The 12,143-nt window shown below is 69.4% G+C and carries 10 protein-coding genes; 1 reads left to right on the plus strand and 9 read right to left on the minus strand.

Translation table 11 applies throughout. The features are described 5' to 3' along the window. Positions 1–19: 19 nt before the first annotated feature. The 9 genes from ACTWQD_RS14240 to ACTWQD_RS14280 all read right to left on the minus strand — a co-directional run bounded on the left by ACTWQD_RS14240 (position 20) and on the right by ACTWQD_RS14280 (position 10,457). Positions 20–2,185 (minus strand): 3-hydroxyacyl-CoA dehydrogenase NAD-binding domain-containing protein, encoded by a 2,166-nt coding sequence (locus ACTWQD_RS14240; RefSeq protein ID WP_443196766.1) that lies wholly within the window; start codon positions 2,183–2,185, stop codon positions 20–22. Next, positions 2,182–3,399, minus strand: coding sequence for a thiolase family protein (locus tag ACTWQD_RS14245; protein WP_443196783.1), 1,218 nt, complete (start codon positions 3,397–3,399; stop codon positions 2,182–2,184). The genes ACTWQD_RS14240 and ACTWQD_RS14245 overlap by 4 nt, the downstream gene beginning before the upstream one ends. Before the next feature lie 291 nt (positions 3,400–3,690). Beyond that, a complete protein-coding gene (locus ACTWQD_RS14250) occupies positions 3,691–5,073 on the minus strand; it encodes an HRDC domain-containing protein (protein WP_443196767.1) in 1,383 nt (460 codons plus the stop codon). Positions 5,074–5,159: 86 nt separating this feature from the next. Then, entirely contained in the window at positions 5,160–5,807 is a 648-nt protein-coding gene (locus ACTWQD_RS14255) for a DUF3000 domain-containing protein (RefSeq protein ID WP_443196784.1), read from the minus strand. Positions 5,808–5,876: 69 nt separating this feature from the next. Beyond that, on the minus strand, positions 5,877–6,977 hold the full coding sequence (locus ACTWQD_RS14260) for a threonine aldolase family protein (RefSeq protein WP_443196768.1): 1,101 nt from the start codon (positions 6,975–6,977) through the stop codon (positions 5,877–5,879). Positions 6,978–7,073: 96 nt separating this feature from the next. After that, the gene (locus ACTWQD_RS14265) at positions 7,074–7,832 is read right to left on the minus strand and encodes an SDR family oxidoreductase (RefSeq protein WP_443196769.1); all 759 of its coding nucleotides are present in this window, start codon (positions 7,830–7,832) and stop codon (positions 7,074–7,076) included. Next, positions 7,829–9,250, minus strand: coding sequence for a DUF6421 family protein (locus ACTWQD_RS14270; protein WP_443196770.1), 1,422 nt, complete (start codon positions 9,248–9,250; stop codon positions 7,829–7,831). Before ACTWQD_RS14270 ends, ACTWQD_RS14265 begins: the two co-directional genes overlap by 4 nt. Positions 9,251–9,447: 197 nt before the next feature. Continuing rightward, positions 9,448–9,954: a peptide-methionine (R)-S-oxide reductase MsrB gene (msrB, locus tag ACTWQD_RS14275; protein WP_443196771.1), complete on the minus strand. Its 507-nt coding sequence runs from the start codon at positions 9,952–9,954 to the stop codon at positions 9,448–9,450. A gap of 14 nt (positions 9,955–9,968) precedes the next feature. Beyond that, complete coding sequence (locus tag ACTWQD_RS14280) at positions 9,969–10,457, minus strand: hypothetical protein (protein ID WP_443196772.1); 489 nt, start codon at positions 10,455–10,457, stop codon at positions 9,969–9,971. A gap of 193 nt (positions 10,458–10,650) precedes the next feature. Here ACTWQD_RS14280 and ACTWQD_RS14285 point away from each other — a divergent pair, with 193 nt between their 5' ends. After that, positions 10,651–11,994 (plus strand): alpha/beta hydrolase family protein, encoded by a 1,344-nt coding sequence (locus ACTWQD_RS14285; protein WP_443196773.1) that lies wholly within the window; start codon positions 10,651–10,653, stop codon positions 11,992–11,994. Positions 11,995–12,143: the final 149 nt, after the last annotated feature.

Here is a 12,143-nt window from a genome sequence, read left to right on the forward strand (position 1 = left end):
GCGGGCGGCAGGAGCAGGCTCAGGCGGCAGGTTCGGACGCAACCCCGGGGGCCAGGAACTTCTTGCCGTTGACCCGTTCGGAGGCCCCCACCCGGTCAAGGTAGGGGGTGATGCCGCCGAGGAACATCGGCCAGCCCGCGCCGAGGATCATGCACAGGTCGATGTCCTCCGGCCCGGCCACGACGCCCTCCTCGAGCATCAGGCCGATCTCCTCGGCCAGGGCGTCCTGCGTGCGGCGCAGCACCTCCCCGCCCGTGGACGGCGAATCACCGAAGGACATCAGCGCCAGCGTTTCGGCCGGGATCTCCGGACGGCCGGCCTTGACCGACGCCGGATCCCAGATGGACCTCACGCCGTTGTCGATCAGGGCCTGCAGGTTCGCGGACACCGGGAAGCGGTCGCCGAAGGCGGCGTGCAGGGATTCCTGGACATGCTGGGCTACCGGCAGCCCCACCATGGCGCCGAGCGTGAACGGCGTCATCGGCAGGCCCATCGGGCGCAGCGCGTTGTCCGCCACGTCGGCCGGGGTGCCCTCATCGAACGCCGCCGTCACTTCGCCCATGAGCCGCAGCAGGAGCCGGTTCACCACAAACGCGGGGGCGTCCTTCACCAGCACAGAGGACTTCTTGAGTCCCTTGGCCAGCTCGAACGCGGTGGCCAGCACGGAGTCGTCGGTCCTGGGCGCACGGACGATTTCCAGCAGCGGCATCACGGCCACCGGGTTGAAGAGGTGGAAGCCCACCAGGCGCTCGGGGTACTGCAGGTCCGCGGCCATGGCCGTGACGGACAGGGAGGACGTGTTGGTGGCCAGGATGCACTCGGGGGAAACGATCGCCTCGACCTCCTTGAACACCTGCTTCTTGACGTTGAGCTCCTCGAACACAGCCTCGATCACGAAGTCCGCGTCCGCGAAGGCTTCCTTGGAGACCGAGCCGGTGACCAGGGCCTTGGTCCGGTTGGCGGCGTCCGCGCTGATGCGCTTCTTCGCCAGCAGCTTGTCCACCTCGGCGTGCACGTAGCCCACGCCCTTCTCCACGCGCGCCTCGTCGATGTCCGTCATCACCACCGGGACCTTGAGCTGGCGGGCGAAGAGGAGGGCCAGCTGGCTGGCCATCAGGCCGGCGCCCACAACGCCGATCTTGGTCACCGGCCGTGCGAGCTTGCGGTCCGGGGCGCCCGCTGGGCGCTTGGACCGGCGCTGCACCAGGTCCAGGAAGGCGTAGACGGTGGATCGGAACTCGTCGGTCTGCATGAGGTCCGCGAGGGTCTCGCATTCCAGTTCCGCGGACTGGGCCTGCGTCAGGGTCCGGTTGGCCTCCATCACCTCCAGCACCTTGGCCGGTGCGGGGGACGCGTTGGAGGTCTTGGCCTCGACGAAGGCACGGCCCGCGGCGACGGCCCCGGCCCAGCGGTCGGCGACGTCCGCAGCGGCGGCGTCGACGGCGTTGGCGCGCTCCGGGGTGACCGCGCCCGCGATCACCCGGGCCGCCCACGCGACGGACTGCTCGACGAAGTCGGCCGGCTCGAAGATGGCATCAGCGACGCCGAGTTCGTAGGCCTGCGGGCCGGTCAGGGTGCGGTTGTTGCTCAGCGGGTTCTCGATCATCACCTTGACGGCGTTCTCGGGCCCGATCAGCCGCGGCAGGATGTAGACGCCGCCCCAGCCCGGGATCAGCCCGATGAAGGCCTCCGGCAGGGCCAGTGCCCCGGCGCCGGTGGAGACGGTGCGGTACGTGGACTGCAGGGCGATCTCGAGGCCGCCGCCCAGGGCCAGGCCGTTGATGAACGCGAAGCTGGGCACACCCAGGTTGGCCAGGGTGGAGTACACGTCGTGGCCGAGCTGGGCCATCCAGAGGCCCTGCTCGCGGCCGCTGACCGACTTCACCGTGGACAGGTCTGCGCCGGCCACCAGGAAGTACGGCTTGCCGGTGACACCGACGCCCACGATTTCGCCGCGCGCCGCGCGGTCCCGCAGGCCTTCGAGCACGGTGCCGAGCTCGATCAGGGTGTTGGGGCCCAGCGTGGTCGGTTTGGAGTGGTCCAGGCCGTTGTCCAGCGTCACCAGGGCGAAGGTGCCCGGGCTGGTGCCGTTAACAGCGGGGAGCTGGATGTCCTGGACGTAGGAGTGGGTCACCGTTTCGGTCGGAAACAGTTCGGCAAGTTTGTGGAAATCGGCGGCGCTCATGCTGCGGCTCCAGTCTCGGTGATGGTGGTGTAGTCGGCGTGGTGCGGGTTTTCCCAGATGACCGTGGCGCCCATGCCCAGGCCGATGCACATCGTGGTCATGCCATAGCGGACGCTGGGGTCCTCCTCGAACTGGCGGGCCAGCTGGTTCATCAGCCGCACCCCGGAGGACGCGAGCGGGTGCCCGACGGCGATCGCCCCGCCATAGCGGTTCACCCGGGGGTCGTCGTCGGCGATGCCGAAGTGGTCCAGGAAGCTGAGCACCTGCACGGCGAAGGCCTCGTTGATCTCGAACAGGCCGATATCGTCGATGCCGAGGCCAGCGTTCGCCAAGGCCTTTTCGGTGGCCGGGACCGGGCCGATGCCCATGACTTCGGGCTCGACGCCGGCGAACGCGTAGCTGACCAGGCGCATCTTGACCGGCAGGCCGAGTTCTTCGGCGGCGTCGGCGGAGGCCAGCAGCGCCGCGGTGGCGCCGTCGTTGAGGCCCGCGGCGTTGCCCGCCGTGACCCGGCCGTGGGCCCGGAAGGGGGTCTTCAGCCCGGCGAGGTCGTCGACCGAAGTGCCCGGCCGCGGCGGTTCGTCCACCGTGTTCACCGTCCAGCCCTGCCCTGGCTTCATGGTGGCGACGGGCACCAGGTCCGGCTGGATCTGGTCCTTGGCGTAAGCGGCGGCCAGCTTGTCCTGGGAGGCCACGGCGTAGGCGTCGGTGCGGTCCTTGGTGATGGCCGGGAAGCGGTCGTGCAGGTTCTCTGCGGTGTTGCCCATGTTGAGGGCGGCCGGGTCAACGATCCGTTCGGACATAAAACGCGGGTTGGGGTCCGCGCCGGCTCCCATGGGGTGGTTGCCCATGTGCTCCACGCCGCCGGCGATGACGACGTCGTAGGCGCCGAAGCCGATGCCGCTCGCCGTCGTGGTCACGGCCGTCATGGCGCCGGCGCACATCCGGTCGATCGCGAAGCCGGGAACAGTCCGCGGCAGCCCGGCCAGCAGGGCGGCGGTGCGGCCGATGGTGAGGCCCTGGTCCCCGCTCTGGGTGGTGGCCGCGATGGCCACCTCGTCGATCCTTTCGGCGGGGAGTGACGGGTTGCGGCGCATCAGTTCGCGGATGCACTTGACCACGAGGTCATCGGCGCGGGTTCCCGCGTAGATGCCCTTCTCGCCGGCGCGGCCGAACGGGGTGCGGACGCCGTCTACGAAGACGACCTCGCGCACGGCGCGGGGACTTGTGGTGCGGGGACCCGCGCTGCGGGGGTTGGGGCGGCTGGTCGTCCCGCCACTGGGATTTCCGCTACTGGGCTGCTGGCTCACGTCGTACTCCTCATCGAGACATGGGTGCCGGGGCCGTGCTGTCCGGGGGCGCAAGCGCGCCGGGCAGCACGGATCCGGGCGACATCAAACAACATGTTACTCGCCGGTAACATAGCTGGCAAGGAGTGCCCGGAAGGATCAGCCCGGCCGCGTCGCGGAAGGAGACGGGCGCAGGTCGAGGGCGCCGGGTGGCGGCTAGTGGGCCGTATCCGCGGCGGGGGCTGCGGGGGCGGCGGGGGCCGCCTTCGTTTCCTTGGCGGGCAGCGGCTGGGGGTTCCGGAAGGCCTCGGCGATCAGGGGAGCGGCGAGCTCTATCTGCCACTGCCGGGCACCCAGGTTGGCCAGTTCCTCCGCGATGCCTTCCTCGCTGGTCTCGGCCGGCGGCCGCCAGGCGACGCGGCGGAGGTAGTCGGGTGTCAGCAGGTTCTCCACCGGCATGTTGAGTTCCTCCGCCTTGGCCTGCAGGAGCGGCCGGGCGGTTGCGAGCCGGGCTGCGGCGTCCGGGTCCCGGTCCGCCCAGACGCGCGGCGGCGGGGGAGCGTTGGTGGGCAGGTGGAGGGGCGGGAGGTCCTCAAGGGTTCGGGCGGTGCTGATGCAGCGCAGCCAGCGGGGCGCCTCCCGCTGGGCGGCGCGGCCGTGGAAGCCCTTGGTACCCAGCAGTTGCGGCACGGTGGTGGGCATGGCCTTGGCGGCGGCCACCAGCGCCGAATCGGGGATCAGCCGGCCGGGCGCGACGTCGCGCTTCTGCGCCAGCGAGTCCCGCTCCAGCCACAGCTCGCGGACCGCGGCCAGCTGGCGCCGGTCGCGGATCTGGTGCAGGCCGGACGTCTTGCGCCACGGGTCGACGCGCGGCGGCGCCTGCCCGGCCTCGAGGAGCGCGGCGAACTCCTGTTCCGCATAGTCCAGCTTGCCGTCGGCGACGAGGAGTTCAATGAGCTCCTCGCGCAGCTCGGTGAGGACCTCGACGTCGAGGGCGGCGTAGCGCAGCCAGGGTTCCGGCAGGGGCCGGGTGGACCAGTCTGCCGCGGAATGTTCCTTGGCGAGGCCGAAGCCGAGGAGCTGTTCGATGACGGCGGCGAGGCCCACCCGCGGAAGGCCGGCAAGCCGGGCCGCCAGTTCGGTGTCGAAGAGTTTGTCCGGCCACATGCCGAGTTCGGACAGGCACGGCAGGTCCTGGCTGGCTGCGTGGAGGATCCATTCCACCCCGCGCAGGGCGTCGTTGATGATGGCCAGGTTGCCGAAGGGCTCGGGATCGATCAGCCAGGTGCCGGATCCTTCACGGCGGATCTGGACCAGGAAGGCGCGCTGGCCGTAGCGGAAGCCGGAGGCGCGTTCGGCGTCCACGCCGGCGGGTCCGTGCCCTGCGGCGAGGGCCGCGGCGCAGCGTTCCAGGCCGGACTGGGTTTCAATGACGAGCGGCACACCGTCGCGCGGGGCATCGAGGTCGATCACCTCGGGGACCAGGCTGTCGAACCCGTCCACTGCGATGTGGGCGGTGGTGTCTGCGGCCTCCGGCGTGGTTGGCACTGTGGTGGCGGCCGCGCCCGCGGTGGTGATTTCCGGAATATGAGGGCTCATGATGACTTCAGTTTAGCGACAACACGGTGTTGCGGGCCGCGCAATGGCCAAAACCGGGCCGGGAGGTTCGGCACACCGGTCCCGGCTCAGGCCTGCCCGCGGCGCCAGCGCGGCAGGGGAGTGACGCCGTCGGGCAGCGGCGGAAGGCCGGCGAAGGTGCAGACCATGTCCGACCAGGCTTCGAGGTGTGAGGTGATGTCCGGGGTGGCGGGAGTCCAGGACGCCCGGAGCTCGATGTCGATGGAATCGGGCCGGTCGGAGAGGGTCCCGAAGCTTTCGGACAGGACCCGTGTGGCGGTGCCGCCGGCCGAACGGTAGGGGGCTGCATGGTCCTGCAGTGCCTCCACCAGCCAGGTCCATGCGACCGGGCCGAGCATCTGGTCGTTGCCCATTTCCGGTTCCAGCTGTGCGCGGATGTAGGTGACAATCCGGAACTCGCCCTCCCAGACGGCCGAGCCATCGGGATCGTGCAGCAGGATGAAACGGCCTGTGGCCAGTTCGACGTCGTCGCCGCCGGTTGCACGGGCCAGGGCTGCGGCGGCGGGTCCGTGGACGGCGCCGGAGGCCGGTTCGCCGGGAGCCACAACCTCTGCCCCGAGGGCGACGGCGAACGGTGCCAGGCGTGCCGGTGCCGGGATCTCCTCGAGGCGCAGCTCACTGCGGGTCCGTGCCTGCCGAAGGGTCCCCAAGGCAAAAAGGAAATCTGCCGGAACCTGATCGAGTGCGTTCACAATGGAAGGTTATGCACGGGGCAGCCCCCGGTCCGGCAGGCTCGCCGCCGGGCCGGGGACGCCGTCGATGGATCAGCCGGCAGCGAGCTCGCGCTTGATGGCCGCGATAAAGGAGTCAACATCATCCTCGGTGGTGTCGAAGGAGCACATCCAGCGGACCTCCCGGGCCGCCTCGTTCCAGTCGTAGAAGCGGAAGGACTGCCGCAGCCGGTCGGCCACCCCGGCCGGAAGGATGGCGAACACGCCGTTGGACTCGGTCTTCTGGCTCAGTTCGATGCCCGGAATGGATTCGACGCCGGCGCGCAGCCGGGACGCCATGGCGTTGGCGTGCGCGGCGGAGCGCAGCCACAGGTCGCCCTCCAGGAGGGCAATGAACTGGGCGGACATGAACCGCATCTTGGAGGCCAGCTGCATGTTCATCTTGCGCAGGTAGACCAGCCCCTGCGCCGCGGCGGGGTTCAGGGCGATGACCACCTCGCCGAAGAGCAGGCCGTTCTTGGTCCCCCCGAAGGACAGGATGTCCACACCGGCGTCGCGGGTGAAGGCCCGCAGCGGCACATTCAAATGCGCTGCGGCGTTGGCCAGCCGGGCGCCGTCCATGTGCAGCTTCATGCCCTTGGCGTGGACATGCTCCGCGATGGCCCGGACTTCCTCCGGCGTGTAGCAGGTGCCCAGCTCGGTGGTCTGGGTGATAGAGACGGCCAGCGGCTGGGCGCGGTGCTCATCGCCCCAGCCCCAGGCCTCCCTGTCGATCAGCTCGGGGGTGAGCTTGCCGTCCTCCGTAGGGACCTGGAGCAGCTTGATGCCGCCGATCCGCTCCGGGGCGCCGTTCTCGTCCATGTTGATGTGCGCCGTGGAGGCGCACACCACGGCGCCCCAGCGCGGCAGCAGGGACTGCAGCGAGAGCACGTTGGCTCCGGTGCCGTTGAAGACCGGGAAGCATTCGATGCCGGTCCCGAAGTGCTCCTCCATCAGCTGCTGCAGCCGGGCGGTGTAGTCGTCCTCGCCGTAGGAGACCTGGTGGCCCTCGTTGGCAGCGGCCAGGGCTGCCAGCACCTCCGGGTGGACGCCTGAGTAGTTGTCCGAGGCGAAGCCGCGGACGGAAGGGTCATGGAGCCGCACTGCGTTAGCCGCAGGGGCGGTGGCGGGGGCAGTGTCAACTGTGCTTGTCATGGATTTGCTCACACTTTCAGTCTAAGGAGGTCCCGGCCCCACGGCTAAGCCCGGGGTGCTGCGGCGCCAGTGCGGGACCGGGGTCAGTGCTTGGGGTCAGCGCTGGGGGCCGCTGCCGAGGGGCAGCCGCCGGCCGTTCAGGTCCGCTGCGGGGGAGGTGAAAAGCCCGACGGCGGCAGCTGCCAGGTCCTCCACGTCGGTGAAGCCCGGGAAGGTGCGTTCCGGCGACTTCGCCCGCATTGCCGGGTCCACCAGTGCCTTGACCACGAAAATCACCGCGGCGCTGCGCTGTTCCACCGGGTCCTGCTTGCGGCCGGACTGGTCGCGGTGAAAGCCGTCGGCAACGGCCAGGGTCCAGGCTTCGGCGGCGGCCTTGGCGGCGACGTAACTCGCGCCGCCCGCCGTCGGCTTGTCCACGGCGGTGGAGGAGACCAGGGCGAAGCGCCCTGCCTCCGACGCCGCAAGGTCCGCGTAGAAGACCCGGGTGACGTTCCGCACCGTGGTGATGGCGCCGCGTTCCAGGAACTCCCAGTCCTCGTCGCTTTGGTCCGGAATGCCCTTGGCGCCCCGCCAGCCGCCCACCAGGTGGATGACCCCGTCGACAGTTGTGCCGGTTCCGGCCAGCCTCGCATGGACGGTGCTGTGCAGCGCCCGCACCTCAGCGAGGTCGGCGAGGTCGCACACCAGGGGCGTGACGCCGTCGCCGGCTTCTGCTGCTGCCGCCTCGATCCGGGCCTTATCCGAGCCGACGGTGAAGACGGTGTGCCCGGCATGGTGCAGGGCACGGGCGGCGGCGATTCCGGAAGGGCCGCTGCCGCCCGTGACCAGCACGTTCAGGGGACGACCGGTGCTCATCCGGCGTTCATGGCAGCGTTTGTGGCAGCGTTTATTGCCGAGCTCGGCGCGCCCGTGTCGGACGTGCCCGTGATGCCGGCCGTGGATTCAATGACGGGGCGCATCTTCTTCTCGAGTGCCTCGTAGAACATGGACAGCGGGAACTCGTCGTCGAGCACCTGGTCGGTGAGGCCGCGCGGCGGGCCGGCCAGGGGCAGCGCGTCCGGACCCTTGGCCCAGACCGAGGCCGGGTTGGGCGTGACGGTGCCGGAGATCAGCTCGTAGGCTGCCAGCCAGTGCGCCATCTTGGGGCGGTCGATCGAACGCCAGTACAGCTCCTCGATCCTGGCGCCGAGTTCAACCACGACGTCGGCCACCTCGTCCCAGTCGATGCTGAGCTTGCTGTCGGTCCAGTGCAGGACGTGGTGCTGGTGCATCCAGGCGAAGAGCAGCTGGCCGCCAAGCCCGTCGTAGTTGCGGACGCGGCTGCCGGTGATGGCGAAGCGGAAGATCCGGTCGAAGATGACGGCGTACTGGACCAGCTTGGCGTGCCGGCGGGCCTCCGGGTCTGCCTCTTCGTCCTTTTCGATCTTCACGGACTCGCGGAATGCCGTGAGGTCACAGCGGAGTTCCTCCAGCGAATACAGGAAGAAGGGCATCCGCTGCTTGATCATAAAGGGGTCGAAAGGCAGGTCGCCGCGCATGTGGGTGCGGTCGTGGATGAGGTCCCACATGACAAAGGTTTCCTCGGCCAGTCCCTGGTCCTCAAGGAGTGCGGCCGCGTCTTCGGGAAGCTGCAGCGACGTGATGTCCGCGGCGGCGCGGAGGACGCGGCGGAAGCGGGCGGCCTCACGGTCGGCGAAGATGGCGCCCCACGTGAAGGTGGGGGTTTCGCGGACGGCCACGGTCTCCGGGAAGAGCACCGCGGAGTTGGTGTCGTAACCCGGCGTGAAGTCCAGGAAGCGGATGGGAACAAAGAGCTTGTTGGAGTATTCGCCCGCCTCCAGCCCCTCGATGAACTCGGGCCAGATGACCTCGATCAGCACGGCTTCGACCAGGCGGTTGCTGCTGCCGTTCTGCGTGTACATCGGGAAGACCACGAGGTGCTGCAGGCCGTTGACCCGGTGCTGCTGCGGCTGGAACGCCTGCAGTGAGTCGAGGAAGTCCGGCACGCCGAAGCCGCCGTCGGCCCAGCGGCCGAAGTCCGCAACGAGCAGGGAGAGGTACTCGGCGTCGTGCGGCAGCGCCGGAGCGAGGGCTGAGATGGCTGCCGTGATGGTGCGGACATGACCGGCGGCAGCGGCATGATCGGCCGCTTCCGGGACGGAACCGTCCTTGACCTGGAGCTGCTGCAGGGCCGCGGCGGCGGCCTTGAGCTGCAGCCACTCCGGGGAGCTGGCGGAGATCGGGGCAGTGGTGGTGATAGCGGTGGTAGTCATCGTCAGCAGGCGCCTTTCTATGTGCTGGAAGCGTCGCTCTTCAGCGTCGTCTTCGAGCGTAGCAAGGAGTCAGGATCCCTAATGCAAAATATGCTCGAGCATAAGAAATACTATTGCTAACGACCTGCGCAAGGCCCGCCAGCTCCAGTTGCCTGGTTGCTGGCGGGCCCGTTGCAGGAACTGCTGTTTGTCCCGGGCTACTGCCCGGTGCCGCCGTCGTCCGTGACCAGCTTGAGGGACACCGAATTGATGCAGTAGCGCTGGTCGGTGGGGGTGCCGTAGCCCTCGCCCTCGAACACATGGCCGAGGTGGGAGTCACAGGTGGCGCAGCGGACCTCGACGCGGTCCATGCCTAAGGTGCGGTCGTGGATGTACCGGACCGTGCCCTCGGCGAGCGGGGCCCAGAAGGAAGGCCAGCCGCAGTGCGAATCGAACTTCTCCCTGGACGTGAACAGCTCGGTGCCGCACGCCCGGCACTGGTAGACGCCCGCGGTGTGGGTGTCCCAGTACTCGCCGGTGTACGGCCGCTCGGTCCCGGCCTGGCGCAGCACCCGGTACTCCTCGGGCGACAGCTCCTGGCGCCACTGCTCGTCGGGTTTTTCCACGAGGGCCTGTTCACCGGACGCGGCACCGGACTGTCCGGCAGCGGAGCCCCCGGGTACGGCGACGGGAGGGGTCTTGGGCCTGTTGCTAAAGATGCTCATAGCATGAACAACGCTCAGGAGTCCCCGATAAATCCCGATCCGGCGTACAGATGCAGCACCGGCAGGCCCAGTTTGTCCTGGGCTTTGGTGGCCCAGTCGGTGTGGAAGGTGTCCGCGACGGCGTGCGGGCGCGTGATCACCACGGCCTGCCCGGCGCCCACTTCGCGGACTTTGGCAACCATGCTGTCGACGGCCTTGCCCGCGACGATTTCGCCGGTCACGCCGCTGCCCAGCCCGGCCAGTGCCGCGAGCGAGGCCGCCAGGGTCTCTGCCGCTTCCGCGCGTTCCCCGGCGGGGTCGGGATGGGACGTCAGTTCGCGGAAGGCCTTGGAGATTTCCAGCAGGGACAGGTTCTCCAGGAAATCCACCAGCAGATGCCGCTCCGTGCTGGCGGGAACCAGGACCACCAGCGGGGCGTCACCTCCGGCCAGCAGTCTTTCGATGTTCACACGGTCGTCTGCGCCGAGGGGCTCTTCTGTCAAAATGACGATTGGTTCACTCATGCCCCCAGCCTAGTCTCGCTCCGGTATGCCCGCACGGATTGGCGCAGTGACCCTTGGGGGAAGAGCGGGCGACCCTGAGGGGACCGGCGGGCGGCCCCGCGGGCCGGAGCGGGCGGCCGCGCCACCTGGCCGGACCGGTGGCCCGCCGCGCCGGGATGCCATGTTGGGCGGGCAGTTCGGTAAGAATGGTGCCATGGCTTCATCCTCACCCCTCTTGCCGGGCCCGCAGCGGACCTCTGCTGTCCGCGGCAGGGCCGCGCGCGCCGTCGCGGGCCCTGCGCCGGAGACGTCCGTTCCAGGCTCCGCCAAGTGGGCCCTGGCCGGCGTCATCGGCGGCAGCGCCGCGGCCGGCGTGCTCGCCGCAGGTTCCTCCGCCCTGGCCCTGTATTTCGCCCGCCGGGTGATCACTCCCGCGCGTGTCCGGGAAGAGGACCAGGAAGTGCTCGCGGTGATCCGGCGCGACGGAGGGCTGCAGGTGATCCTCGCGGCAACGCCTGATGCCACCGTTGAGGGTGTCTACGGGCTGTTCTTCGACGGCGGCCGCGGTCACGCCCGGATCGGCCGGATTGTGTCCTATTCGCCGGCAGAGCGGACGGTCCAGCGTGAAGTCGAAGCCGTCTACAGCGGCGACCTCAGCACGGCGCGCCGGGGTTACTGGAGCGGCGCCGCCTACCCCGACCCGGCCGGCATCGGCCTGCCCGCGGAGGACGTGGACATCGACGTCGACGGCGGGACCGCGCCGGCGTGGCTGGTCCGGGCCCCGCAGGAGTCCGGCGTCTGGGCGATCATGGTGCACGGGCGCGGCGCGAGCCGGCAGGAATGCCTGCGCGCGGTCCGGACCGCCCGGGAACTGGGCATGTCCAGCCTGCTGATCACGTACCGCAATGACGGGCTGGCGCCCTCGGCGCAGGACGGGCGCTACGGCCTGGGGTCCACGGAATGGCGCGATGTGGAGGCGGCCATCACGTTTGCGCTGGCGCACGGCGCCCGCGAAGTGGTGCTGTTCGGCTGGTCCATGGGCGGCGCCATCTGCCTCCAGACCGCCGACCTGTCCCGCTACCACCCCCTGATCCGGGCCATGGTGCTGGACGCCCCGGTCATCAACTGGGTGAACGTGCTGGCCCACCACGCCGAGCTCAACCGGATCCCGTCCGCGGTGGGCAGGTACGGTCAGCTGATGATGAGCCACAAGCTCGGCCGCCGGCTGACCGGCCTCGCGGCTCCGGTGGACCTCAAGGCAATGGACTGGGTGTCCCGTGCGGTGGAACTGCGGACCCCCACGCTGATCATCCACAGCGTCGACGACGAATACGTCCCCTACGGCCCGTCCGCGGCCCTGGCCGAGAAGAATCCGGAGATGGTTACCTTCGAGAGCTTCGACCGGGCCCGGCACACCAAGGAGTGGAATGTGGATCCGGAGCGCTGGGAGCGCCTGGTCACTGCGTGGCTGGGGCAGCAGCTCGCACCCAGGCTGAACCCCGGCCAGCCCACTCCCGACTCCCAGCCCACTCCGGAGGCGCAGGCCCCGCCGAGTTGACACTTCGCGGCAGTGTGGCCCGGGCAAAGTCATATGGTCGTTGCAACGCTCTGATGGATGGAGCGTTTCATGGTCAAGTTGTTTCCTTCGAATGCCCGCACTGAGTTCGTTGACTCGGTGTGTGGCGGGATGTCGATTCTCGCTGCTTC

Origin of the sequence: Pseudarthrobacter sp. 1C304, from assembly GCF_052245515.1 — a bacterium.
Classification (GTDB): Bacteria; Actinomycetota; Actinomycetes; order Actinomycetales; family Micrococcaceae; genus Arthrobacter.